This window comes from Azospirillum sp. A1-3 (assembly GCF_023806445.1).
Classification (GTDB): Bacteria; Pseudomonadota; Alphaproteobacteria; order Azospirillales; family Azospirillaceae; genus Azospirillum.
The window spans coordinates 1538858-1563511 of sequence record NZ_JAMSLU010000001.1 but is presented as its reverse complement, the minus strand read 5'-3'; the positions used below and the strand labels follow the sequence as shown (position 1 = coordinate 1563511).

The following is a 24654-nucleotide window of genomic DNA, read 5'->3' as shown; positions in this document are numbered from 1 at the left end:
CCATTGGGCCATTCATGCGCTGCGGGGTGGCAGTTCCCGCCGCATGATGCAGGCCGGACCGGCAATTTCCGCCGGGTGTAGGGTCTTTCTTGCCGCAGCGGCCCAATCCCAAGGAACCGGCCCCCAAGGACAAAGGCCCGCAAAGAAAAAGGCCGCCCCTGTGGAGAGAGGCGGCCGTCCGAAAAATCTCGGCAGTCACGGATGAAGGCGGTTGGGATCAAAGACGGGTGTTCAGCGCCGCCGAGGTGCGCGGCCCGCTGGGCGGCGGGGAATAGCCGCGGCCCCCGCCCATGTGGGCGGCATAGGCGGTGGTCGGCGCCTTTTGCTGGCGGGTGATGACGGTGACCACGGTGTCGACCATCACCTTCTGCGCCTCGCCGCCGATGCGCAGGGCCTCCGCATTGTCGGCGGTGGCGGCATAGAGCTTGCCGGTCGCATCCTTCAGCGCGGTCTTCATCTCCTGCGGCAAACCCATCAGCCCTTCGCGGTCGACGCGCAGCATGCGGCTGATCTCCTCATAGACCAGCGTCATCGGCTGCTTGTCCTTGACGATCTGCGCCAACTCCTTGGCCGGGCGGCGGGCACGGACGGCGGCGGCCTCGCGCTCCAGCAGGGCGGTCAGGCGGCCCATCAGCTCGACCAGCGCCACCGCGCGTTCCTGCGCATTCTTCGGCAGGTTGGCGGCCGGCTTGGCCGGCTGGGGGAAACGGACGTCGACCTTATCCATGGCTGGCCTCCTGGGCGCGAAGAAGCTCTGCGTAAACCTGCTTGGCGATGCCGAAGCCGCCGCGCTGGGTGATCTGCTTGCCGAACTGCTCGACCAGCATCGGCCGGAACATTTCCTCGCCGCGCCCGCCGCCGAAGGTCTCGTCGGTCTGGATCCCCTCGAACATCGGGCTCAGCATCTGCGACACGAACTGGCTTTCGAACTCGTTGGCCGACTTGCGCAGCTGGGCAAGCTTTGCCGGGTCGGTCTTGGCCTCCAGATCGGAAATCTTTGCCAGGGTCCGCACACCGAATCCGGCGGCCTGGGCGCGCTCGACAAGCGAGGAACTGCGCGGGGCCGAAGCGGCGGAAAGGGTGGGGCTCATGGACATCAGATCACCTCGATCTCGGCTTGCAGGGCTCCGGCGGCCTTGATCGACTGGAGAATGGCGATCATGTCCCGCGGACCCACCCCAAGCGCATTCAAGGATTGTACCAACTCCTGCAGGGTCACCCCGGAATTCATCACAGCGAGGCGGTTGTTGGACTGTTCGTCGACCTGGATGTCGGTGCGCGGCACCACTGCGGTCTGGCCCTGGCTGAAGGGGCCGGGCTGGCTGACCTGCGGGGTTTCGGTGATGCGGATGGTCAGGTTGCCCTGGGCGATGGCGACGGTGGAGATGCGGACATTCTCGCCCATCACGATGACGCCCGATTTCTCGTCGACCACCACGCGGGCGACCTGATCGGGGGTGATGCGCAGCTGTTCGATCTCCGTCACCAGCCCCACCACGTCGCCGCGGCGCGTCTCCGGCACGTTGATGAGGACGGAGGCCGGGTCGGTCGCCTGGGCGCGGTTGCCGCGCAGCTGGATGTTGATGGCGGTCGCCACCCGCTGGGCGGTGGTGAAGTCCGGATTGCGCAAGGACAGCCGCAGCACGGGCAGCTCGGCCAGCGAGAACTGGATTTCCCGCTCCACGATCGCGCCGGAAGAGATGCGGCCGGAGGTCGGCACGCCGCGGGTCACGCTGGCGCCCTGGCCCTGGGCGGTGAAGCCCGAGACCGCGATCGGCCCCTGCGCCACGGCATAGACCTCCCCGTCGGCGCCCATCATCGGGGTGACCAGCAGGGTGCCGCCCAGCAGGCTCTTGGAGTCGCCCATCGCCGACACGGTCACGTCGATGCGCGTTCCCTGCGCCGCATAGGCGCCCAGCGTCGCCGTCACCATCACCGCCGCCACGTTCTTGGTGCGCAGGTTGGTGCCGCGGGTGTTGACGCCCATCCGTTCCAGCATGCCGGTCAGGCTCTGCTCGGTGAAGGGAGAGTTGTTCAGGCTGTCGCCGGTGCCGTTCAGACCCACCACGAGGCCATAGCCGATCAGCATGTTGTCGCGCACGCCCTCGACATCCACGATGTCCTTGATACGGGCGGATGCGGCCAATGCCGGTGCGGCCGGGATACCGAACGCCAGCAGGGCGGTCAGCACGGCCAGAACGGCACGGCGGCGCAGAAGGCGAAGGGCGGTGGGAAGCATGACGCGGACACTCCTGAACTCGTGCCCATCCCTATACAAACGCCGTGCCAGACGACGGAAACGGCAGCAATCCGTGCTTGTCCTGAAAAACGGCCCAAAGATGGCGCCTTTCGGTCACAGCCGACCGGCAAATTTTGCCCGATTGCGGCAAACCTTGACCGGATGTTAAGGTTGGTCCATCTACAGTGCGCGCGTTTACGAATCCTTTACTGCAAACGGTTGCACGGATCATGAAAGTCGAAGGCTCCGGTAACATACGCGGCAGCGGTTCGGTACGCCGCACCGGCAAGTCCGAAGGCTCGTCCGGCGCCGCGTTCTCCAAGCAATTGGTGGGGGAGGCGGGCTCGGCCCACGGCGTCAGCGGCACCGCCGCCACCGCCGGGGTTTCGGGCGTGCTGGCCTTGCAGGAGGTCGATGCGACCGACGACGCCACCGCGCGCGCCTCGCGCGGCAAGATGCGGGCGGAGGAGATGCTCGACCGGCTGGAGGAAATCCAGCACGGCCTGCTGTCTGGCACCCTGTCGATGCAGAAGCTGGTCGATCTGGCGAAGGTGGTGCAGACGCGCCGCGCCCAGGTCGACGATCCCAATCTGGCCGAAATTCTGGACGAGATCGACCTGCGGGCGCAGGTCGAACTGGCGAAGCTCACTTCCTGAGCCTTCCCGAGCCGGTGGGCCGACGCCCCGTTGCCGTGAGCCGGCAGTCAGGCGGGGCAGGGCGCGGCCAGACCCATGGTCCCATGCCCCGATGGGGTAGCGGCACGGCGCGGCCAATGTGCCACTCTGACAAATCTTTTTTATTCCAATGGCTTGTTTGGTCGTTTTAGGGGCGAACCAATGGGTTGCGGTCCCGGCGTGGCGTGCCTATACTCCGCGCCGCCCGGATCACCCCTTTTTCGCTGGATGCTTTCGGATGACGTCGCCGCTTCTGCCCCAGAACTATTCCCCGTCGGAAGACGAGGAGTTCATGAACCCGATCATGCGGGAGTATTTCCGCCAGAAGCTGCTGCGCTGGCGCGCGGAGCTTCTTGCGGAATCAACCGGCACGCTGAACAGCCTCCAGGAAGGCGGTATCCAGGAACCGGATATCGCCGACCGCGCCTCGGCGGAGACCGACCGCGCGCTGGAGCTGCGCACCCGTGACCGCGAACGCAAGCTGATCTCCAAGATCGACGCCGCGCTGGAGCGGCTGGTCGACGGCAGCTACGGCTATTGCGAGGAGACGGGCGACCCCATCTCCGTTCGCCGGCTGGACGCCCGCCCGATCGCGACGCTGAGCCTGGAGGCCCAGGAGCGTCACGAGCGGATGGAACGGACCCAGCGCGACGACTGACGCCGCGCCGTCTTTCGGCAGGTCACGGCCTTCCCGGTGCCGGTCGCCGGGGGAGGGGCGTGTGCATCGCCGGAAGTTGCACCGACGGATTTGAAAGCGCCGGTCCCTGACCGGCGCTTTCGCTGTTTTCAGGTCGCTGCCAGCAGTCCGGCTCCATTTGCCTCGTCCCCATCGGTGCGGCCGGCATATTCGAACATCCGCCGCGCGATCTCGCGTTCGCCCATGAAGACGACATCGGCGCCGGTGCGGTCGAGATGGGCCACCGCCTCGTCGCTGTGGGCACGGGCGGCGATGGCGATCGTTGGATTCAGTGTCCGGGCCTGCTGCACCACGCCGCCACCCTCCAGCGCATCGGGAACGGTGACCAGCAGCAGCGAGGCTCCCTGCACCCCGGCGCGCTCCAGAATTCCAGCCGCCGCTGCATTGCCGTAGACCGCACGCACGCCGGCCGCCTGCAGGGTCTTCACCCGTTCGCGCTGCAGGTCGATCACCACCACCGGCCGCTCTTCCTCCGCGGGCACCTCCTGAAGGGCCTGCGTGACGAAGCGGCCAACCCGCCCATGGCCGACGACGATGACATGGCCGCTCAAGGCTTGGTAATCGCGGAGTTCCGGCGCGGTGTCGGCCGGCGGCAGCGGCTCCGCCTCATCCGGGAACAGGCGCTGGACCGCTGCGAACAGCAGCGGGTTGGCGGTGATCGACAGCAGGGCGCCCGCCAGGATCAGCCCCTGGCCCTCTTCCGGCAGGATGCCCAGTTGCATGCCAAGCGCGACCAGAATGAAGGAGAACTCGCCGATCTGCGCCAGACTGACCGCCACCGTCACCGCCGTGCGCAACGGATAGCGGAACAGCAGGACGAGACCGAAGGCCGCCGCCGACTTCCCCAGCAGGATGATCGCCAACGTCGCCAGCACCGCCCATGGTGACCGGGTCAGCACCGAGGGGTCGAACAGCATGCCGACCGATACGAAGAACAGCACGGCGAAGGCGTCCTGCAGGGGCAGGGTCTGTTCCGCCGCCCGGTGGCTGAGATCGGATTCGTTCAGCACCATCCCGGCGAAGAAGGCGCCCAACGCGAAGGACACGCTGAACAGGGTAGCGGAGCCATAGGCGATGCCGAGCGCCAGCGCCAGGACGCACAGGGTGAACAGCTCGCGCGAGCCGGTGCGGGCGATGCGGTCCAGAACCCAGGGCACGATCCGCCGGCCGCCGACCAGCATCAGGGCGACGAACAGTGCGACCTTGCCCAGCGTCAGCGCCAGCGACCACAGCACCTCGCCGTCCAGCCCGCTGCCGCTTTCCAGCATGGTGGCCACCGGCGGCAACAGCACCAGCGCCAGCACCATCGCCAGATCCTCGACGATCAGCCAGCCGATGGCGATCCGTCCCCGTTCGGTGCGGAACAGGTCCAACTGCTCCAGCGCGCGCAGCAGCACCACCGTGCTCGCCACCGACAGCGCCAGGCCGAATACCAGCCCCGCCGCCAAATTCCAGCCGAGAAAGCGGGCCAGCCCCCATCCCATCGCTGTGGCGATGGCGATCTGCACCACCGCGCCCGGAATGGCGATCGACCTCACCTTCATCAGGTCGCTCAGCGAGAAATGCAGCCCCACGCCGAACATCAGCAGGATCACCCCGATTTCCGCCAACTGCGATGCCAACTGCATGTCGCCGACGAAGCCCGGCGTGAAGGGGCCGATGGCGACGCCGGCCAGCAGATATCCCACCAGCGGCGACAGGCGCAGCCGGTGGGCCAAGGCGCCGAAGACGAAGGCCAGGACGATGGCGGCCACCATGGTGGCGATCAGGGGAACGTGATGGGGCATGCGGCGGCGTCTCCGGCGGCAGGGGAAGGGCGCGGATGGAACTTGGATTCCGGGGTGGTAATGCCAATATTGTGGTGAAAATGGTCAACTTCAACGTTTCTGGCCAAGCTTTCTCGGAGAAAAAATATGCTTACGAAGGGTGTTTTGACTCCGGGTCAGTGCCGAGCGGCCCGCGGCTTTCTCGACTGGACGCAGGAGGAGCTGGCGGATCGGGCGACGGTCTCCCGCGGGACCATCCGCGACTTCGAAAAGGGCCGTCACGCTTTGCACCGGAGTACGGAGACCCTGCTGACCGCGGCCTTCACTGCCGCCGGCCTGCGGCTGGTTGCGCGTGAGGACGGGGGACCGGGCGTGCTGTATCCTGGCGAGACGTTGTCCGAATAAGGGCAGGGCCGGCCATGGAACCAACCCCGCTCCCCGAGGGTTCGGAACGGCAGGCGAAACAGCGGTTCCCAACCCGGAGGCCGGACATGGACAACGAGACCTTCAACCTTGACCTGCGCAAATTCCTCAAGCAGGTCGGTGTCACCTCCCAGCGGGAGATCGAACTGGCCGTCGGCCGCGCGCTGGCGGAAGGACGGCTGGCCGGGATGAAGTCACTGCCGGTCCGTATGGTGCTGACGGTCGACGGCATCGACCTGACGCACGAGGTCACCGGCGAACTGTCGCTGGACCAGCCGCCGCAATGACCGGTCAGGCGGAATTCAGCTGCGGCGTGATGTTCAGGATCGCCGCGGTCATCCGCCGTTCGCTCCAAGGCACGTCATGGTGGGCCGCGGTCAGATAGCGGCTGTTGGCATCGCGAGCCCATTCCGCCGGGAACAGGGCAACCGTCTTGCCGGAGGTCCGTCCGAACACGCCTTCATGGGGCCGGCCGTCCAGCGCGCAGGCCATCGCCCGGCACAGGTCGCTGCCCGCCAGACTGCCGAGATGGGTGGTCTGGGTCGGACGGCCGTTGAACTCCAGGAAGACGGGCGGGCCGCCATCCTCCGGCAGGATGGCGTCGATGCCGCCGAAGCCGGAGTAGCGCGTCAGTTCCACCATCCGGCGGGCCATGTCCATCAACTGCGGCAGGTCCGCCAGTTCGATCACCGAGGCCGGGCCGAAGGGTTCCCGCTGGTGTTGCAGAGTGATGTAGGCGAAGCCCTCCAGCATCCGCCCGCCCAGCGCGCAGAACGACACCGAAGCCGCCCGTCCGCGCACGAACTCCTGCGCGACGGCCCGCCGGTCGGCCGGAAAGGCGCTCATCTGCTCCAACCCCGTCAGCAGTTCGGACGCATGCCGGGCGTCGGACGCGAGAAAAACCCCGCGGCCGGCGGTACTGCCATCGTATTTCAGCAGAAGCGGCGCGCCGAGGGCGGACAGGTCGTTTGGACCGGTGCGCCGCGGATCGACCACGACCTGACGTGGCGTCCGAATGCCGGCTTCCGCCGCCAGTTCGACGCAACGCGAGCGCGTCTCTTCCCAGCAGACGCCGTCGTACCAAACCTGGAGTAAGCGCAGCTTGTGTGCGTCGGCGCTGTCCTCGGCCACCTGCGCAAGAAGGCGGCCGGCCAAGCCGAGCACCTTGACCGCGCTTTCCTCGCAACCGATGACGATGTTCGCACCCAGTTGCGTCGCCGCACGCGCGGCGGTGACCGTCAGATCGTCGACCGACATTCCCGGGGAGAAAGAGTGCCGCCCGTCGACATGGTCGCTGAACTCGAGCAGAGAATTTTGGGGGCAGATCGCGAAGACGCGAAATCCTGCTGCTTTCAGCGCGGCGGGCATTCTGGCGGTGCCGTGACGATACATCGCGCAGGACACCAGCAATGCCGTTGGCATACATACCTTCGCAGGGTGTGGAAAGAGCGGATGCTTTATACGCTAAACACCCCGACCGCAACCCATTCCGCCTATGCCTCCGACCCGGACGCTTGAGATGGAATTTGCTTTCCGATAGGGATGGATCCGCACCGACAACCGTAAGGAAAGCCCACTGCCATGAGCGACGATCCCGATTGTCTGGGCATGTGTGCCATCGACGGCGACGTCTGCACCGGCTGCGGCCGCACGCTGGACCAGATCAACGCCGCTCTGGACCGTACCGAAAGCGATAACGACGGTGAGACCACCCGCCCGGCCGTCTGAGGCCGCCAGCCTTCTTCCGGGACGATCTCCGGCCGACGCTGTTTCCCACTCATCGCCAGTCGGAAAAACGACCGAGGAGCAGCAAGATGGCCGACCAGCCCAACCGGAATCCGGCCGATGCCGGCCGCAGCGAATCGCCGCAGAAGCCTGCCGACACCGACAAGGCCGGCGGCGGAAAGATCAGCCGCGTCACCGAGAAAGCCCAGGAGGAAGCCGCCAAGGACCGCGCCCGCGAAGGCGGCTACCAGTAGGCGGCAACCATCCCAAAGCGAGACGGCCCGGCTCTCCCCCTGGGAGGCCGGGCCGTTTCTTTTTGGGGTGGCGCCGGACCGGCATTCGTTCTGTAAAGGGATTGGTCGCGGGCCAAGTTCGTGAAGCACGCCACAGCGGATCAAAGGGCCGGTGCGTATGGTCATCCTCATCCTGCCGATCCTGGCTTGTCCGAGGAGATGAACAATGACGAGCGACCTCACCTTGTCCCAGAGCATCACCAACGCGGCTGATCTGATCGACTGCGTTGCCCAGCGCGAGGCTTACCGTCGCGCGACCGAACTTATCGGGCCGGCCTTGGGGCGCGTCGGCGGCAACATGGCGGTCGGCGTGATGGATGGGTTCACCGCGGTATCGCAGCAGTCGCTGGAAGGCTAAACCGCAGCCGCGCTTCACCCTCATCAGGATTGACGGCCCGGCAACATCGCCCCGGCACAACCCACCGGGCGGCAGCAATTGCCGACCCGCCCGTATCGCGGGAGCTTCCGATATCGGTGCCGATGCCGGAGTTCGTAATCACCCGCAACGCGGTCGGGCCACAGGGGAACTACTCCCCCATGGCCCCGCTCCTCAACCGTTAAACCCGCCGTCCTCAGAACGGCATGATGATGTCGTACAACTGCTGGCCATAGCGCGGCTGCTGGACGTCGGTGATCTGGCCGCGGCCGCCGTAGGAGATGCGCGCTTCGGCGATCTTCTCGTAGCTGATGGTGTTCTGCGCGGTGATGTCTTCCGGGCGGATCACGCCGTGGATTTGCAGGTCGCGCAGCTCGTAATTGACGCGGACCTCTTGGCGGCCCTGGATGACCAGATTGCCGTTGGGCAGTGACTGGACCACCAGCGCCGCCACCTTCAGGTCGATCTGCTCGTTGCGGTTCACCGACCCCTTGCCGTCGTTCGACGTGTCGCTCGACAGGTCCACCAGGCTGGAGGCCGAGGCGCCGGCCGGCAGGACGCGGCTCAGCGTGGCGCCTTCCAGGCCGAACAGGCTCGGCATGCCGGCCTTCTCGGTGTTGGCGCGCGACCGCTTGCTCTCGTTCGACAACTTGGCCTGATCGGCGATGGAGATGTTGATCGTCAGGATATCGCCGACCTTGGCCGCGCGCTGGTCCTTGAAGAAGGCCTTCGCGCCGGTCCGCCACAGCGAGTTCGGGTTGCGCTCCGTCGGCAGCGGGGTCGGCATCGGCAGGCTGATCGGCTGGTAGCCGGGCTTGGCCTGCGGATCCTGGATGCTGGACATCTCCGGGGCCTTGCCGATGTCGGCGATGCGCGAAGCGGCGCCGCAGGCGGTCAGGGAGGTGGCGGCGGCAGCGACCATCGCGAGGCGGATCAGACGGGCGGTCATGGTGGCGGACATTGGAGCTTTCTCCTTACTGCGCGATGGTGCCGGGCTTTGCCACGGCGACGACGTTGGGGCCTGCGACCGTCGCTTCGACGATGCGGTTGGATTGGGTGTTCACGACGCGGATCACCTCGCCCTTCCCGCCGTCCTGCAGGGCCTTGCCCTGGGTGGTCAGCGTCATGGACGGCGTCTGCAGGGTGATGGTGACCATGGCGCCCTTGTCGACCATGCGCGGCGATTGCAGGTCGCGCAGGCGGACGGGCTGGTTGGTGGACACGCCGCGCTTCGGGGTCATGCCGATCAGTTGGGCGTCGGTGGCGGCGGTGTCGCTGGTGGTCTGGTCGGCCCGCATGTCCTGCCAGTCGATGTCGCCCGGGCCGATGATGTCGCCGGGCAGGACGCGGCGCGACAGCACCGGGATCTGCACCACCCCGAAGGCGCGGCCCGACACCGGTAGGCGCACCTGGCTGCCGGTCACCACGATCTCGGCGGCGAAGCGGCCCTGGACCGGGCTGTAATAGAGGTTTTCCACCGCCAGCCCGCCAGCGCCCTGGGGAGCGCGCAGTTCGACCGCGCGGTTGTCCAGCTCCATCTGCAGCCGGCCGGCGGTGATGACCCGCGACAGTGCGTCGGACAGAACCGCCTCGACATGCGGCATGCCATAGACCACGTCCGGTGCCGGGGCCGCCATGCCGGCAGCCGGAGCCGCAACCGTGGCGGCCTGCACCGTGACCGGAAGGGTCAGCAGGGCGGCGCCGAGGAGCAGGGCGGGCAGACGGCGGTTGGCGAGGTGGCGGATCATGGCGGTGGTTCCCGATGTGAAGGCTGAAGCGAAACGACGGTGGCGCCGTTACTTCATCTGGCTGGCCTGCTGCATCATCTCGTCGGTGGTCTTGATGACCTTGGAGTTCATCTCGTAGGCGCGCTGGGCGGTGATCAGGGTCGTGATCTCCTGCACCACATTGACGTTGGAGGTCTCCAGCGCGCCCTGGGTGACGCGGCCGAAGCCGGGGGCGCCGGGGTTGCCAGTCACCGACTGGCCCGACGCGCCGGATTCCAGGAACAGGTTGTCGCCGGTGGCTTCGAGGCCGGCCGCGTTGGCGAAGGTGGCGAGCTGGAGCTGGCCGACATTCTGGGTGGCGGTCTGGCCGTCCAGCTTCACCAGCACCTCGCCCGACGAGTTGATCGAGATGTCGACGGCGTCGGTCGGGATGGTGATGTTCGGCTGGACCGGATAACCGTCGGCGGTGACGATCATGCCTTCCGGCGACAGCTTGAAGTTGCCGGCGCGGGTATAGGCGGTGTCGCCGCTGGGCAGCGTCACCTGGAAGTAGCCCGACCCGTTGATCGCGACATCCAGCTTGTTGTCGGTGATGTTCAGGTTGCCCTGTTCCAGCACGCGGGCCACAGCGGCGACGCGCACGCCGGCACCCACCTGCACGCCGGTCGGCACCACGGTGCCGGCATCCGACGAGGTCGAGCCGATGCGGCGGAAATTCTGGTACAGCAGGTCCTGGAACTCGGCCCGCTGCTTCTTGTAGCCGGTGGTGGTCGAGTTGGCGATATTGTTGGAGATCGTCTCGACGTTGAGCTGCTGGGCGATCATGCCGGTGGCGCCGATGGCGAGGCTGCGCATTGTGGTCTTCTCCTCTCGTCGTCGGTCTGGTTCAGGCCGTCCGGCCCAGACGCTGGATCATCGTGCGGATACGTTCGTGCTCGTTTTCGATCATCCGCTGGGCGGACATGTACTGACGCTGGATTTCGATCATCTGCGTCATCTCGACGACGGGCTTCACGTTAGAACCCTCAAGCAAGCCCTGTGCCACTTTCGTTTCGACCGGGGCCGGCTCCGGCTGCTCGTCGCTGACATACAGGCCGTTGCCGACCTCGGTCATCAGCTGCTCGTTCTTGAAGGTGACGATGTTCAGCTTGCCGACCGGGCCCAGTTCGGTGGCGACGGTGCCGTCGCCGCTGACCTTCACGTCGCTGGTGCCGGCCGGGATGGTGATGGGCTGGCCGTTGTTGGCCAGGACGGGCAGGCCGCCGGCATCCACCAGCTGGCGCTGGTCGTTCAGGCGGAAATTGCCGGCGCGGGTGTATCGCGGGCCGCTGGCGGTATCGACGGTGAAGTAACCCTGGCCGGTCAGCGCCAGATCCAGCGGATTGCCGGTCTGGGTCATGGCGCCGTTGGCGAGATCGCGCACCACCGCACGGTCCTGGACGAAGCTGACCTTCTCGTGCAGGCCGGGCTTTTCCAGGAATTCGGTGAACATCATCCGCTGGTTCTTGTAGCCGGTCGTGTTCATGTTCGCGATGTTGTTCGACGTCACGTCCAGCTGGCGTTGCAGCGCCATCTGGCGCGACAGGGCGACGTAGATCGAATTTTCCATCTTGCGGCCTCTTCACCTTGCGAACGGATCGGGCGACAGCGTCCGACCGGCGAAAAGGGTATTGCAGGCGGCGTGCCAACTTCGGGAAGCGCTGTAAATCCGCAGAGTCCGGGCAAGACGGGGGCGTTCCCGCCGCATGGGGCAGGGGGTGCCGGGCAGAATCTGCCGGGGTAGGGGCGTTCCTTGCCGGGTTGGACCGGGCAAGACTCTCCCGTTCCCGCCGCAGGGTCGGTGCGGCAGGGCGATGGACCGTGGCCCCGCCTGTCCCAAGGGGATTGCGGGCGGTCGCGGTCGGACTCCGGACGCGGAGTGCCGGGCAGACCCAATCAAAAACCGTGCCGAAATGGTGACAGAGGGGGGAAACCTGCCCGTCCGGGGCGGTCCATTCCCCACTCGAAAGGAGTTATTAACTATCCCAAAAGTAGCTTTGACCTAGTCAGGCGTTGAAAGCCTGAGCCGTTGCGCACCTCGAACGATCCCAGGATGTCATGGCTGCCGAAACCGACGCCGGCGAACTTTCGACCGACGGCCTGCCGCGGAAGAAATTCAGCGGCAAGAAGCTGGTCCTGTTCGTCGTTCTTCCCCTGGTCCTGCTGATCGGCGCCGGTGCCGGCGTCTATTTCTCCGGTCTGCTCGACGGGCTGCTGGGGAAGGAAAAGCCGGCGGAGGAGGGGGAGCATGCCGCCGCCGCGGAGGGCGAACATGGCGCGGAGGCCGGCAAGGCCGATCCGCACGCGGCACCCATCTTCTACGATCTGCCGGACATGCTGGTGAACCTGAACACCGGCAACAAGCGTCCGGCCTTCCTGAAGATCAAGATCTCCATCCAGCTGTCGAAGCCGGAGGATGTCGGTGCGGTGGAACATGTGCTGCCGCGCATCATCGACAACTTCCAGGTCTACCTGCGCGAATTGCGGCTGGAGGATCTGCGTGGGTCGGCCGGCATGTACCGGCTGCGCCAGGAACTGCTTCTGCGCATCACCGCCGCCGCTTTTCCGGTGAAGGTGAAGGACGTGCTGTTCAAGGAAATGCTGGTCCAGTGAGGGCCCGGTCAGCTGGGGATAAGGGCCGATGAGCGACACCGGTGAACTGAGCGAAGAGGAACGGCTTGCCGCGGAATGGGCGGCATTGGCCGAGGACAGCGGCGACGTCGGTGACATGGGCGGCGGTGGTTCGACGCGCGTCCTGAACCAGGACGAGATCGACAGCCTGCTGGGCTTCGACCAGGGTGGCGCCGGCGACGGCGACAACTCCGGCATCATGGCGCTGGTCAACTCGGCGCTGGTCAACTACGAACGCCTGCCCATGCTGGAGGTGGTCTTCGACCGCCTCGTCCGCATGATGTCCACGTCCTTGCGCAATTTCACTTCCGACAACGTCGAAGTCAGCCTCGACCAGATTTCCTCGGTTCGTTTCGGCGATTACCTGAACTCCATCCCGCTGCCGGCGATGCTGTCGGTGTTCAAGGCGGAGGAATGGGACAATTACGGCCTGATGGTCGTCGACTCCGCCCTGATCTATTCGATCGTCGACGTGCTGCTGGGCGGCCGGCGCGGCACGGCGGCGATGCGCATCGAAGGCCGTCCCTACACCACCATCGAACGCAACCTCGTGGAACGCATGGTCCATGTGGTGCTGTCCGACCTGTCCGCCGCCTTCGATCCGCTGTCGCCCGTCACCTTCCGCTTCGACCGGCTGGAGACCAACCCGCGCTTCGCCACCATCGCGCGGCCCGCAAACGCGGCGGTGTTGGTCAAGCTGCGCATCGACATGGAGGATCGCGGCGGCCGGTTGGAGCTGATGATCCCCTACGCGACGCTGGAGCCGGTGCGTGAGCTGCTGCTCCAGATGTTCATGGGCGAGAAGTTCGGCCGTGACTCGATCTGGGAAACCCACTTGGCCTCGGAGCTGATGGTGACGGACGTCGATCTGTCGGCCGTGCTCGACGAGGTGACGATGACCCTGCACGACGTGCTGAACTGGCGCGTCGGCACCCGCATCCTGCTGAACGCCACCCCAGACGGAGCGATAGAGCTGCGCTGCGGCGACGTGTCGATGTTCCAGGGGCGGATGGGGCGCAAGGGCGGGCACATTGCCGTCCGCCTGGAAAAGGAACTGCCCAAGCAGGAGGTCATGAGGCTATGAGTCCGCTGGTCTCCATCATCATCGACGTCGTGATGGTCGGCCTGCTGGCCGCGACCATCGCCTACGCGATCATCTTGAACCGGCAGATCATCGCGCTGCGCGAGAGCCGCGGCGAGATGGCCGAACTGATCCAGGGCCTGAACGACGCGATGGCGCGGGCGGAGACCGGCGTGCGCACGCTGAAGAAGGCGGCCAGCGACACCGGCGAGGACCTTCAGCGGACGGTGAACAAGGCGCAGACCCTGCGCGACGAGCTGGAATTCATGATCGAGGCGGCCGACGCGCTGGCCAACCGGCTGGGCAATGTCGGGGACCGTGATGGTGGCCGGCGCGACAGCGGCCGTGATGGTGGGCGTGATGGTGGCCGCTCCACCGCGGTGGCCCCGGCGCTGGCGTCGCGCGCTCCCGCCAAGGCACCGCTGGTGGCGCCGCGTCCGGCCCTGCGCAGCCTGCCGGTCGAGGACGAGCACGACCATGACGACCATGCCCCGCCGCCGGCCCGGCTGGACGCGCCGCCGCGCCGCGCCGTCGCCCGCGCCGAACCGCCGGCCGAGGCGCGCGACCCCATCACCCGGGATGGCGAGAGCCTGTCCAGGGCCGAACGTGAACTGCTGCAGGCGATCGAGAACGCCGGCAAGGGGCTTGGATGACCATGCGCACCAGTGACGGCAAGCCCGCGTCGGCGGGCGGCGAACCCAAGGTCGTGATCCGCCCGGCCGGCTCCGCGCCGACCGGCGTCCGCACTTCGCCCACGCTGGCCGCCCAGCAGGCGCAACTGCCGGCGGTGCGTCCCGCAACCGGCAAGGTTCCGGCCAAGGCTTCGGCGAAGAAGAGCAAGGCGAAGGCCAAGGCGCGCAAGCCGGCGTCACCGCGCGTGCCGCTGACCGAGCGGCTGCGCGCCCGAGTGCGCGGTGCCCGTTTCCGTCTGCTGCCGCTGACCATCTTCGTGGCGGTGCTGATGCTGGGCGTGCGCGTCGGCGACCTGTGGCGCCTCGCCACCCACGACGCCCGCCTGCCGGACTTCCCGGTCACCCTCGCCCAGGGGCCGCAAAGCTCCACTCCGGCGACGCCGCCCACTCAGATGCCACCGGGTCAGCCGCCGTCCGCCACGACGAAGCCGGCCGGCAAGGACGCGCCGCCGGCGCCCGGCGGGGCGAGCGGCCCGGCCAATGCTCCGGCCGCCAACGCGCCGCTGGCGCCGCTCGGCCCCATCGACAACCAGGAGTTGCTGCAGCATTTCGCCGAGCGCCGCGCCGAGATCGAGCGTCGCACCAAGGAGATGGAGCAGCGCGAAGCCCTGCTGGCCGCCGCCGAGAAGCGGATCGAGCAGAAGGTGGCGGAGATGGAGAAGACGAAGGCCGACATCCAGAAGCTGATGGCCCAGGGTGACGAGAAGCAGTCGGCCCAGTTGGAAAGCCTGGTGAAGATCTATGAGACGATGAAGCCGAAGGAAGCCGCCCGCATCTTCGAAGAGCTCGACATGCCGGTTCTGCTGGGCGTCATCCAGAAGATGAAGGAACAGAAGACCGCTCCGATCCTGGCCGCCATGGACCCGGTCAAGGCCAAGGAGGTCACCTCGGCCCTGGTCGAACGCCGCGTGCCGCTGTCGGCGACGGTCACGGCGCCGAAGTAGGGGGCGGTTTTACTTGGTGGGTCTAGCTGCGGTGCCCCCTCCCTAACCCTCCCCCTCTTCGAGGGAGAGGGAACTGCCGCCGTCCTGCAAATCTACCCTCTACCGCCGAAGGCGGGGGAGGGAGGGGGCACTCGTGAGCACCCCACCCAACCTCACATGAACCGATTGTTCTTCGGGAACCCGTTCGGCGGCATCTTGCCCTGGCCGGCGCGGTCGCCCATCCAGCCGGTCAGGTCGGTGACGACGAAGTTGCGCTCCCCGTTCTTCCAGCTCAGGCCCTCGGCCAGCGTGAAGGTCTTCACGTCGGCAACGCTGGCGTCCTTGTACTTCTGAAGCTGGACGCCCTTGCCGCGGGTCATCACCGGCACCTGTTCCAGCGGGAAGACCAGCATCTTGCGATTGTTGCCGATGATGGCGACGGTGTCGCCGCTCACCGGATGGCAGATGCGGGCCGACTTGCCGTCCTCCAGGTTCAGCACCTGTTTGCCGGCGCGGGTCTGGGCTAGCACCTCCGCCTCCTCGACGCGGAAGCCGCGGCCATCCTCCGACACCACCATCAGGGTGCGGCCGGGCTGGTGGCGGAACAGGTCGACGATGTCGACGTCGTTGCCGAGGTCGATCATCAGCCGAACCGGCTCGCCGAAGCCGCGGCCACGCGGCAGCTTGTCGACGCCGATGGTGAAGAACTTGCCGTTGCTGGCGAAGACCAGAAGCTTGTCGGTCGTCTCGCACCGCTCGACGAAGCCGCGCGAATCGCCGTCCTTGTACTTCACGTCCTCCGCCTCGGCATCAGTCAGATGGCCGCGCACCGTGCGGATCCAGCCCTTGGCGGAGCAGATGACGGTCACCGGCTCGCGCTCCACCAGCGCGTCCAGCGGCACCTCGATCACGGCGGGGGCGTCGGCCACGTCGGTGCGACGCTTGCCGAGCGCGCCGGCGCCGAACTTCTTCTTGATCTCGGCGACCCCCTCGGCGATCCGCTTCCAGCGCAGGGCCTCGTCGCCCAGCAGCTCCAGCAGGCCGTTCTTTTCCTTGGTCAGGGCGTCGTGCTCGCGCCGGATCTCCATCTCCTCCAGCTTGCGCAGATTGCGCAGGCGCATGTTGAGGATGGCGTCGGCCTGCACGTCGGTCAGGGTGAAGGCGCGGATCAGCTCCTGCTTCGGCTCGTCCTCCTCGCGGATGATGCGGATGACCTCGTCCAGGTTCAGATACGCGGCGAGATAGCCGCCGAGAACCTCCAGCCGGTGATCGATCTGCTTCAGCCGGTGGTTGGACCGGCGGACCAGCACCTCGTGCCGGTGGTCGAGGAAGGCCTGCAGCACCTCGCGCAGGTTCATCACCCGCGGCACATGATCCGCACCCAGCACGTTCATGTTCATCGAGAAGCGGATTTCCAGGTCGGTCGCCTGGAACAGCGAGGCCATCAGCACCTCGGGATCCACGTTCCGGCTCTTCGGCACCAGGACGAGGCGGACGTCCTCCGCCGATTCGTCGCGGACGTCCTCCAGCAGGATCAGCTTCTTGGCCAGCAGCAGTTCGGCGATCTTCTCTACCAGCCGGGCCTTCTGCACCTGATAGGGCACCTCGGTGACGACGATCTGCCAAGTGCCCTGGCCCAGCTTCTCCACCTCCCAGCGGGCGCGCAGGCGGAAGGCGCCGCGGCCGGTGCGGTAGGCTTCGATCACATTCTGTCGCGACTCGACCAGCACGCCGCCGGTGGGGAAATCCGGGCCGGGCATGAAGTTGACCAGCGTCTCGATCGAGGCGTCGCGGTGCTTGATCAGGTGGCGCAGCGCGTCGCAGATCTCGCCGACATTGTGCGGCGGGATGTTGGTGGCCATGCCGACGGCGATGCCGCTGGACCCGTTGGCCAGCAAATTGGGGAAGTTGGCGGGCAGAACCGCCGGCTCGTCGCCGTCGCCGTCGTAGGTCGGGCGGAAATCGACCGCGTCCTCGTCGATGCCCTCCAGCAGGGCCTTGGCGACTTCGGTCAGGCGGGCTTCGGTGTATCGCATCGCCGCGGCGTTATCGCCGTCGATGTTGCCGAAATTGCCCTGGCCGTCGACCAGCGGATAGCGGACGGAGAAATCCTGCGCCAGACGCACCAGCGCGTCGTAGACGGAAGTGTCGCCGTGCGGATGGAACTTACCGATCACGTCGCCGACGACGCGGGCCGACTTCTTGGGCGGCGTCGTCGGCTCCAGCCGGAGCTGGCTCATGGCGAACAGCAGCCGCCTGTGCACCGGTTTCAGCCCGTCGCGCACGTCGGGCAGCGAGCGGGACATGATGGTGGACAGCGCGTAGCTGAGATACCGCTCGCCGAGCGCGTCGGCCAGCGGCTTTTCCAGAATCTCGGAGGCGGGGTTTTGCGGCTTCATGATGATGGGGTCTAGCAGTTTCAGGCGGAACGCGCTACCGCGTTCGCGTAACGTTCTCTCAACCGTTCACGCGCGGGCGGCAGCGGCCCGTTCAGCACGTGGCGTTCCAGGAAATGCGCGGTCAGCCGCAGCCCGTCGGCCACCGCCACCGGTCCGCCGCCGCCGCGCCCGGCCAGGAAGTCGGGCAGGGGAAGCAGCCGGTCGCGATAGGGCTCGCCCACCGACGCGGTCACCGCGCGGCCGGTGCGCGGGCTGACATAGGCGAGATAGTCGTTGGCCCCCGACACCGCGCAGCGGTCGAGGTCGAGGCCGAATCCAAGCTCCGCCAGCAACCCGATCTCCCACCGCACATAGCTCTCGGCCCAGGCCGGGTTGTCGAGCAGGTCGAACAGGGCGAGCAACCCGTCGAACAGGGCAGGGTGCGCCTCCCGCTCCGGCAGGGCCGCCTCGACCAGCGCGCAGGCGCTGATCAGCGCGGCCAGAGCTTGCGCGTCGTCGAAGAAGTTGGCGGCATAGCCCTTCACCGGCTCCAGCGTGAAATGGCCGAGATGCTCCGGCAGCCGGCCGCGCCAGCGGGCGTGGACCAGCGTCCCCGGTTCCAGCGTGCCGCGCTGGCGCACCGAACGGCCGCCCATCACCATGCCGGCATGGCGACCGTGCTCGCGCGTCAGCAGAGTCGCGATGGCGGACCCTTCCCCCTGGGGGCGGGCGGACAGAACGATTCCCTGATCGGACCAATCCATCGGTGCCGGTCCCGGATGAGGTGGTGAGCTATCCTAATATAGGAAAAGATTTCGCGGATGGAACCCTTGGCAACCAAGTTGGCCGGCCCGTCGCATGCATTTATGGTTTCTTCACCAAAATACCCCTACCATCGGAGGCTCAACGGTGGGAGGCCCCACCAATCGCTGACCGCCGACTGGTCCGACGAGGGGTCTTGAACACCAACATCGACCGATATCTGCTGGCGGAAAAGGCCGGAACCGAAGGCGTCTGGGATTGGGACCTGCGCAGCGACACGCTGTACCTCTCCCCCCGCTTCAAGGAGTTCCTCGGGCTGCCGCCGGGCGATTCAAGCCGCGGCTCCAATCGGCCGATCGACTGGCTGTCGCTGGTCCACCCGGAGGACGTCGACTGGCTGCATGCGTCCTTCGAGGCGCAGATGGTCGGTCTGTCCGTTCCCTTCCAGATCGAACACCGCGTCCGCCGCGTCGACTCCACCGCTGCGAAGCCACACTGGCGCTGGCTGGTCTGTCGCGGCATGGCGGTGATGGACGATTCGGGGGAGCCGATCCGGCTGGTGGGATCGGTCGCCGACATCACCGACCGCAAGCATGCCGAAAAGGAACTGCGTCGCAGCGAGGAACGCTATGCGCTCGCCGCCGCGGCCAGCAACGATGGGCTCTATGACTGGGATATGGTCACCGACCGCGTCTATTTCTCTCCGCGCTGGGCGTCGCTGCTGGGGCTGTCGCCGGGCGACCTGACCGACAATCCGCAGGAATGGCTGGGCCGTATCCTTCCGGCCGACCGGGCGATCCTGACCGACGCGATGGCGGCACTCGGCGGGGCAGCGGCAGGTGTAGAGGCAGGGGCCGAATCGGAAGCGGCCTTCCAGGTCGAATACCGCATGCGCAACGCCGCCGGAGCCATCCGCTGGATGGCCTGCCGCGGCATCGCCGTGCTGGATGCCGACGGTAGGCCGACCCGGCTGGTCGGCAGCCAGGCCGACGTGACCGACCGCAAGACTGCCGAACAGCGCCTGCGCCAGAGCGAGGAGCGCTATGCCCTTGCCGCCGCCGGGGCCGCCGACGGGCTGTGGGACTGGCACATTGACAGCGGCGAAGTCTATTACTCGCCGCGCTGGAAGGCGATGTTGGGCTTCGAGGAGGCGGAGATCGCCGGTTCCATCGACGAATGGTTCCAGCGGGTCACGCCCGGCGACCTGGACGGGCTGCGCACCGCGCTCAACCTGCATCTGACCGGCGAACGCCCGCATCTCCAGCATGAATTCCGTATCCGCGACAAGGCCGGGCTGGAATTGTGGATGCTGGTGCGCGGATTGGCCGTCCGGAACGAGAAGGGCTGCGCCGTCCGCATGGCCGGCTCGATGACCGACATCACCGCGCGCAAGAAGGCCGAACAGCAGATCCTGTTCGATGCCGTCCACGACAGCATGACCGGCCTGCCCAACCGCACGCTTCTGCTGGACCGCATCGGGCAGGCGTTGGACCGCAACCGCCGCGCCGGCGCCCGGCCCTTTGCCACCATCATCATCGACCTGGACCGCTTCAAGGCGATCAACGACGCGCTCGGCACCAGCGCCGGCGACCGCGTGCTGCGCATCATCGCCAGACGTCTCGACGCCAGCCGCCGCGTCGGCGACACGCTGGCCCGGCTGTCGGCCGACGAGTTCGCCGTTCTGGTGGACGAACTGGACGATGCCGGCGACGCGCTGGAGGCGGCGGAACGGATGGCCCGCTCCATCTCGCGGCCGGTCACGCTGGAGGAGGGGCGCGACATAGTGCTGACCGCCTCCATCGGCGTGGCGCTGAGCCAGACCGGTTACGACCGGGCGGAGGACATGCTGCGCGACGCCAGCCTCGCCATGTACCGGGCCAAGAGCGGCGGGCGCGCGCGCATCGACGTGTTCGACGCCAACCTGCGCCGGCAGGCGATGGCCGCGATGCAGATGGAGGCCGACTTGCGCGCGGCTATGGAGCAGGGGCAGCTCTGTCTGCATTACCAGCCCATCGTCCTGCTGGAGACCGGCGCCATCGCCGGCTTCGAGGCGCTGATGCGCTGGAACCACCCCGACCGCGGTCTGGTCTCTCCCGCCGAGTTCATCCCGCTAGCCGAGGAGACCGGGCTGATCGCGCCGATGGGCCGCTGGGCGCTGGGCGAAGCGGTTCGGCAGCTTGCGGCGTGGCAGGCGCGTTTCCCCCGCGCCACGCCGCTGTTCATGAGCGTCAACGTTTCCACCCGCCAGTTCCGCGACGACGACATCGTCAGCGCGGTGCGCGACCTGCTGGACGAGGTGCCGATCCCGCCCTCCAGCCTGAAGCTGGAATTGACCGAAAGCCTGCTGGTCCAGGATCCGGACGAATGCCGGATGCTGATGCAGAGCCTGCGCGACATGGATGTCCGCCTGTCGATCGACGATTTCGGCACCGGCTATTCCTCGCTGGCCTACCTGCACAAGCTGCCGGTGGATGTGCTGAAGATCGACCGCAGCTTCGTCCGCGCGGTGTCGACGGGGGAAGGCAACGCCGCCATCGTCCAGGTCATTGCCGGCCTTGCCACCATTTTGCGGCTGGATTGCGTGGCGGAAGGGGTGGAAACGGCGGACGAAGCGGTGTATCTGCGCGGTCTGTGCCAATACGCCCAGGGCTACCACTTCGCCCGCCCGGCCCTGCCGGAGGCGGTCGAGCGGCTGCTGGCCGCCGAGGACGAGCACATTGCCCTGCCAGCACCGGCGTAAAGCCGCTGCGAGCCGTTGTTATTTGGAGTTTCCGTGATGTCCGACCGCAACTGCGGTGAATGCACCCTCTGCTGCAAGCTGATGGGCGTGCCCGAGTTGAAGAAGCCCGCCGCCAAATGGTGCGCGTCCTGCGACCAGGGCAAGGGCTGCTCGATCTACGAGGAGCGGCCGCAATCCTGTCGGAACTTCCAGTGCTTTTGGCTGATGGACGAGAATTTCCCCGACGAGTTCCGCCCCGACCGCATCCACGCGCTGGCCGCTTTCAACGACGTCAAGGACAGTTGCGTCCTGCATGTCGATCCTGCCAAGCCGCGTGCCATGGGCAGTCCCGAGGTGCAGGCGCTGACCGACGCGCTGCTGAAGGTCTATTCGAAGGTGTTCTTCCTTTGCGGCAAGGAAAGCGCGATGATGCAGCGCTGAGGGAACGGGGCGGAGGTCCGCCCCGCTTCTGTTACCGCTGAAGCCCGCTGTTGTGGACGTTCACCGCGTCCTCGATGCCGACCGCCAGTATGCGGGCGACGCAGTCGTATCCGACGTCGTTCTGGTGGATGCCGTCGGGTCCGATCAGGTCGGCCATGGTCATCCCACGGCTCTCCACCAGCGACCGCATGACGTCGAAGCGGTGGAACAGGCCGATGTGGTTGTCGGTGGCGATCCCGGTGATGCGGCTCAGCATCGGGGCGACGCCGGTCTTTTCCAGCATCTTCGGAGCATATTGCAGGTCCATCAGCACCACATCGACCCCGGCGGCGCGCAGCCGCGCCACGCCTTGGCGGATGGACCGTTCGCTCAATCCCTGGTCTCCGTCGCGCAACACCGTGTTGGCGCCGACTTGCCAGATCACCAGATCGGGCTTGGCGCTCAGCGCATCGGCCTCGATCCGCTTTTCGGTCTGGTCGTCGGTCTCGCCGTTGATCCCGCGGTTCAGCACCGCGATGTCGGCATTGCGGAACCGCTCGCTCAGGTAATGGTCGAGCCGGGCCGGATAGGCATTGTTCTGCGAACTCGCCCCCGCTCCGGCGGTGGAGGAGGAACCGATGGCGACGATCCGGATCGGCGCGCCGGCCGCGATGCGTTGTGACAGTTGCGGTAATGGCACCGACAGGGCCGAGGCGCCGCGCGGCAACTGGCAGCTTGCGGACGCCGCAGATTCCGCGGCGAAGGCCGGGACGGAAACGGCGAGGGCGGCGATCAGCGACAGGATTCGGATTGCGGACGGCAGAACAGGGCTCAATTGCTCGCTCCGGTGCGCCGGCCGATCGACAGGGGGTCGATCATCGTCGCGACGCTTTGCGCCAGCAATTGTCCGATGCATTGGTGAACGAAATCATAAGCACGCTGTTTCGCCCCGTCCGATTCGTCGGCGAAATCGACGCGGCCATCCTCCACCCAGTAGCGCATGATGTCGTAACGGGGAAAGTGGAAGATGTCCGAACTCTGGGCCAGCCAGGACATGTAGGACACGTAGGGCGCGAAGTCGATCAGCTGTGCCGTGTGCATGCTGTACTGCATGTCCATGATGACGATGTCGGCACCGCGGCGCTGAACCTCGGCGATGCCCGACTGAAGGGCTGAACCGAAACTCTCCAGATCCAGGCTGTGCATGGCGTCGACCGTGCCGGTCTGCCAGACGACTAGCGCCGGCCGCTGGTCCTCCACCGCCTGGGTCAGCGGGCCGACCATGGCGGGCGCCGCCTCGCCGGGCAGGCTCAGCACGGCGGTGCTGACCTCGCGGCCGGGCAGGCGGCGCTTCAGTTCGTTTTCCAGCCGGGCGGGATAGCTGACGATGCCGGGCTTGGGTGCCGATTTGGCGGAATGAACGACCAGCACCGACAGCGGACGCCCGGCGGCGAGCTGCGCCGAAACCCGCGGCAATCCGCTGCCGGGGGCAAGCACGGATTCCGGCACGACACAGGCGGAATCGACGGATGGGGCCGCCGGTTGGCCGGCAAGGACGCGATCCGGCGAAGCGAACAGCGCGGCCGCCAGCAGGATTGCCGTGACCGTCAGCATCTGTCGCTTCCGCCCTCGCCGTCCTCGCCCCATGAACCCGTCATGTGCCCATTTTCGTGGTGGCAGCAACCCGATGGCGCCGTGCCCGCTCCGCCGACTGGTACCAGTTCAGGAAGCGCGCCATCAGCACCATCGCGGCGATGCCGACCACGGTAACAAGGAACTGGGCGGAAAGCGAGCCGCTGACATGAACAAGCACGGTCTGTCCGGCGAAGGACAGCAGCACGCCCAGGCAGAACACGTGCAGCGACTGCTTCCCGCAGGCGAGCACCGGGGCGGCCAGGGATCCACGCAGCCAGGACGCCCCCGCCGGCACCAGCCACAGCACCAGATAGGCCAGCGCGAAGAAATGCAGCAGGCGCAGCGGGTCGAGGTCGGTCTTGCTGATGGGATAGAGGATCTCCGTCAGCCACACCGGGATCAGCGCGTGCAGCGGGGCGAATTTCCAGGACAATGTCAGGAACAGGCTGGCCAGCAGGATCACCGCCGCCGCGACACCCACCGGCCGGCGGAAGCGGGTCAGCACAGCCCGCAGGTCCGGCTGGAACTGCAGCGACGCGCCCAGCACGAACAGGAACTGCCAGGTGAAGGGGTTGAAGTACCAGACGCCGCCGTCGGGATAGGTCGGCAGGTTCCACCCCCACTGCCGCGCCGCCAGATACAGCGCGCCGGACCCCGCCAGCACCCCCAGCGGCCGGCGGCGCAGAGCCGGCAGCAGCAGCGGAAAGCCCAGCAGAAGCACGATGTAGAGCGGCAGCACGTCCAGGTTGGCCGGTCGGAATTTCAGCAGGATGGCCTGGGTCAGGGCGGTGACGGGATCCTGGAAATAGCCGGCGATGCCCATCTCCTCCGCGAACAGCGGACTGTCGAAGGCGTGGGCGGTGTAGGCGATCTGCGCGGTGTAGGCGAAGAACAGGATGATATAGGTGGCATACAGCGTCCAGCAGCGGTGCAGCACCTGCGCCGCCGCCATCGGCATTCCCTGCCGGTCCAGCGTCCGGCCATAGACCAGCGCGGCGGTGTAGCCGGAGATGAAGACGAAGATCTCGGTGGCGTCGCTCAGTCCGAAATTGCGCGGCGTGGCCCACGAGATCTGGTTGGCCGGGATGTGATTCACGAAAATGAACCACAGGGCCAGACCGCGGAAGAAGTCCAGCCGCAGGTCGCGTGCGTCCGTCTCGTTCCCGCTCTCCGCCGCAGTCGCCTTCTTCATGGCCGCGTCTTTCATGGCCGTTCAACCCGCAAGTGCCTGTTCCGCCCTCTTCAACATTCCAGCCCGGCCGGGTTCCCGGGGCACGCCTTGCAAAAGATGGGGGTGCCGCCGCCGGAGTCGAGACGTTTAGCGTCGAATGGATGCGGAACACCAGCGGGCCTTTGATTGAATGAAACCCGCGGCTTCGCGCCGCAGCGTTAAACCTCTGAAATACAGGCTTCAATTCCCGATCGCGCTTGATCCCGACCGTTTGCTTCCTGCA

27 protein-coding genes are annotated in these 24654 nt (G+C 66.8%); 13 read left to right on the top strand and 14 right to left on the bottom strand.

Going from position 1 to position 24654, the window contains the following annotated elements; translation table 11 throughout:
• Positions 1-217: 217 nt before the first annotated feature.
• Genes M5E06_RS07380 through M5E06_RS07370 form a run of 3 tightly spaced genes read right to left on the bottom strand, consistent with a single transcriptional unit; the run spans position 218 to position 2239 of the window.
• Positions 218-727, bottom strand: a complete 510-nt coding sequence (locus tag M5E06_RS07380) for a flagellar basal-body protein (RefSeq protein ID WP_149267690.1) — start codon at positions 725-727, stop codon at positions 218-220.
• Positions 720-1091, bottom strand: coding sequence for a rod-binding protein (locus M5E06_RS07375; RefSeq protein WP_252137693.1), 372 nt, complete (start codon positions 1089-1091; stop codon positions 720-722). Before M5E06_RS07375 ends, M5E06_RS07380 begins: the two co-directional genes overlap by 8 nt.
• Before the next feature lie 5 nt (positions 1092-1096).
• Positions 1097-2239: a flagellar basal body P-ring protein FlgI gene (locus M5E06_RS07370; RefSeq protein WP_252137692.1), complete on the bottom strand. Its 1143-nt coding sequence runs from the start codon at positions 2237-2239 to the stop codon at positions 1097-1099.
• 230 nt (positions 2240-2469) lie between these two features.
• Here M5E06_RS07370 and M5E06_RS07365 point away from each other — a divergent pair, with 230 nt between their 5' ends.
• Positions 2470-2895: a flagellar assembly protein FliX gene (locus tag M5E06_RS07365; RefSeq protein ID WP_109073789.1), complete on the top strand. Its 426-nt coding sequence runs from the start codon at positions 2470-2472 to the stop codon at positions 2893-2895.
• Between the two features lie 256 nt (positions 2896-3151).
• Positions 3152-3571 carry an RNA polymerase-binding protein DksA gene (dksA, locus tag M5E06_RS07360; protein ID WP_012974451.1) on the top strand — a complete coding sequence of 140 codons (420 nt, stop codon included), beginning with the start codon at positions 3152-3154 and terminating at the stop codon, positions 3569-3571.
• Between the two features lie 128 nt (positions 3572-3699).
• Here dksA and ybaL read toward each other — a convergent pair whose 3' ends face one another.
• Positions 3700-5397 carry a YbaL family putative K(+) efflux transporter gene (gene ybaL, locus M5E06_RS07355; protein WP_252137691.1) on the bottom strand — a complete coding sequence of 566 codons (1698 nt, stop codon included), beginning with the start codon at positions 5395-5397 and terminating at the stop codon, positions 3700-3702.
• Positions 5398-5523: 126 nt separating this feature from the next.
• On the opposite strand from ybaL, the gene M5E06_RS07350 reads away from it, so the two are divergent.
• Both M5E06_RS07350 and M5E06_RS07345 read left to right on the top strand, forming a co-directional pair.
• Positions 5524-5781, top strand: coding sequence for a helix-turn-helix transcriptional regulator (locus tag M5E06_RS07350; RefSeq protein ID WP_252137690.1), 258 nt, complete (start codon positions 5524-5526; stop codon positions 5779-5781).
• An 86-nt stretch (positions 5782-5867) separates the two neighbouring features.
• Positions 5868-6086: a DUF6494 family protein gene (locus M5E06_RS07345; RefSeq protein WP_109149881.1), complete on the top strand. Its 219-nt coding sequence runs from the start codon at positions 5868-5870 to the stop codon at positions 6084-6086.
• 4 nt (positions 6087-6090) lie between these two features.
• Here the strand turns inward: M5E06_RS07345 and M5E06_RS07340 are convergent, their stop codons facing one another.
• Positions 6091-7056 (bottom strand): ATP-grasp domain-containing protein, encoded by a 966-nt coding sequence (locus tag M5E06_RS07340; protein ID WP_252137689.1) that lies wholly within the window; start codon positions 7054-7056, stop codon positions 6091-6093.
• A gap of 324 nt (positions 7057-7380) precedes the next feature.
• Here M5E06_RS07340 and M5E06_RS07335 point away from each other — a divergent pair, with 324 nt between their 5' ends.
• The 3 genes from M5E06_RS07335 to M5E06_RS07325 all read left to right on the top strand — a co-directional run bounded on the left by M5E06_RS07335 (position 7381) and on the right by M5E06_RS07325 (position 8175).
• Entirely contained in the window at positions 7381-7527 is a 147-nt protein-coding gene (locus tag M5E06_RS07335) for a DUF1289 domain-containing protein (protein ID WP_252137688.1), read from the top strand.
• 86 nt (positions 7528-7613) lie between these two features.
• On the top strand, positions 7614-7778 hold the full coding sequence (locus tag M5E06_RS07330) for a hypothetical protein (protein ID WP_252137687.1): 165 nt from the start codon (positions 7614-7616) through the stop codon (positions 7776-7778).
• Positions 7779-7983: 205 nt separating this feature from the next.
• On the top strand, positions 7984-8175 hold the full coding sequence (locus M5E06_RS07325) for a hypothetical protein (protein ID WP_252137686.1): 192 nt from the start codon (positions 7984-7986) through the stop codon (positions 8173-8175).
• A gap of 214 nt (positions 8176-8389) precedes the next feature.
• On the opposite strand, the gene flgH is transcribed toward M5E06_RS07325, so the two are convergent.
• The 4 genes from flgH to flgF are packed head-to-tail and all read right to left on the bottom strand — an operon-like array spanning position 8390 to position 11529.
• Positions 8390-9154, bottom strand: coding sequence for a flagellar basal body L-ring protein FlgH (flgH, locus tag M5E06_RS07320; RefSeq protein WP_199232072.1), 765 nt, complete (start codon positions 9152-9154; stop codon positions 8390-8392).
• A 13-nt stretch (positions 9155-9167) separates the two neighbouring features.
• On the bottom strand, positions 9168-9941 hold the full coding sequence (gene flgA / locus M5E06_RS07315) for a flagellar basal body P-ring formation chaperone FlgA (protein WP_252137685.1): 774 nt from the start codon (positions 9939-9941) through the stop codon (positions 9168-9170).
• A gap of 48 nt (positions 9942-9989) precedes the next feature.
• On the bottom strand, positions 9990-10775 hold the full coding sequence (gene flgG / locus M5E06_RS07310; protein WP_085089735.1) for a flagellar basal-body rod protein FlgG: 786 nt from the start codon (positions 10773-10775) through the stop codon (positions 9990-9992).
• A gap of 31 nt (positions 10776-10806) precedes the next feature.
• Positions 10807-11529 (bottom strand): flagellar basal-body rod protein FlgF, encoded by a 723-nt coding sequence (flgF, locus tag M5E06_RS07305; protein ID WP_252137684.1) that lies wholly within the window; start codon positions 11527-11529, stop codon positions 10807-10809.
• A gap of 488 nt (positions 11530-12017) precedes the next feature.
• On the opposite strand from flgF, the gene M5E06_RS07300 reads away from it, so the two are divergent.
• The 4 genes from M5E06_RS07300 to M5E06_RS07285 are packed head-to-tail and all read left to right on the top strand — an operon-like array spanning position 12018 to position 15307.
• Positions 12018-12572 (top strand): flagellar basal body-associated FliL family protein, encoded by a 555-nt coding sequence (locus M5E06_RS07300; protein ID WP_252137683.1) that lies wholly within the window; start codon positions 12018-12020, stop codon positions 12570-12572.
• Positions 12573-12600: 28 nt separating this feature from the next.
• Positions 12601-13674, top strand: coding sequence for a flagellar motor switch protein FliM (gene fliM / locus M5E06_RS07295; protein ID WP_085089732.1), 1074 nt, complete (start codon positions 12601-12603; stop codon positions 13672-13674).
• On the top strand, positions 13671-14324 hold the full coding sequence (locus M5E06_RS07290) for a DUF6468 domain-containing protein (protein ID WP_252137682.1): 654 nt from the start codon (positions 13671-13673) through the stop codon (positions 14322-14324). The genes fliM and M5E06_RS07290 overlap by 4 nt, the downstream gene beginning before the upstream one ends.
• The gene (locus M5E06_RS07285; RefSeq protein ID WP_252137681.1) at positions 14321-15307 is read left to right on the top strand and encodes a MotE family protein; all 987 of its coding nucleotides are present in this window, start codon (positions 14321-14323) and stop codon (positions 15305-15307) included. The genes M5E06_RS07290 and M5E06_RS07285 overlap by 4 nt, the downstream gene beginning before the upstream one ends.
• A 152-nt stretch (positions 15308-15459) precedes the next feature.
• Here M5E06_RS07285 and parC read toward each other — a convergent pair whose 3' ends face one another.
• Both parC and recO read right to left on the bottom strand, forming a co-directional pair.
• Entirely contained in the window at positions 15460-17685 is a 2226-nt protein-coding gene (gene parC, locus M5E06_RS07280) for a DNA topoisomerase IV subunit A (RefSeq protein WP_252137680.1), read from the bottom strand.
• Positions 17686-17705: 20 nt separating this feature from the next.
• Positions 17706-18428, bottom strand: coding sequence for a DNA repair protein RecO (gene recO / locus M5E06_RS07275; RefSeq protein ID WP_252137679.1), 723 nt, complete (start codon positions 18426-18428; stop codon positions 17706-17708).
• A gap of 194 nt (positions 18429-18622) precedes the next feature.
• On the opposite strand from recO, the gene M5E06_RS07270 reads away from it, so the two are divergent.
• Positions 18623-21166 carry a sensor domain-containing protein gene (locus tag M5E06_RS07270; RefSeq protein ID WP_252137678.1) on the top strand — a complete coding sequence of 848 codons (2544 nt, stop codon included), beginning with the start codon at positions 18623-18625 and terminating at the stop codon, positions 21164-21166.
• Positions 21167-21202: 36 nt separating this feature from the next.
• Positions 21203-21586 (top strand): hypothetical protein, encoded by a 384-nt coding sequence (locus tag M5E06_RS07265; protein ID WP_085089726.1) that lies wholly within the window; start codon positions 21203-21205, stop codon positions 21584-21586.
• A gap of 31 nt (positions 21587-21617) precedes the next feature.
• Here M5E06_RS07265 and M5E06_RS07260 read toward each other — a convergent pair whose 3' ends face one another.
• From M5E06_RS07260 to M5E06_RS07250, 3 genes are read right to left on the bottom strand one after another with little or no spacing between them, the layout of a single operon-like run.
• Entirely contained in the window at positions 21618-22400 is a 783-nt protein-coding gene (locus tag M5E06_RS07260; RefSeq protein ID WP_252137677.1) for an SGNH/GDSL hydrolase family protein, read from the bottom strand.
• Positions 22397-23179, bottom strand: a complete 783-nt coding sequence (locus M5E06_RS07255; protein WP_252137676.1) for an SGNH/GDSL hydrolase family protein — start codon at positions 23177-23179, stop codon at positions 22397-22399. Before M5E06_RS07255 ends, M5E06_RS07260 begins: the two co-directional genes overlap by 4 nt.
• Positions 23180-23219: 40 nt before the next feature.
• The gene (locus tag M5E06_RS07250; protein ID WP_252137675.1) at positions 23220-24392 is read right to left on the bottom strand and encodes an OpgC family protein; all 1173 of its coding nucleotides are present in this window, start codon (positions 24390-24392) and stop codon (positions 23220-23222) included.
• Positions 24393-24654 lie beyond the last annotated feature (262 nt).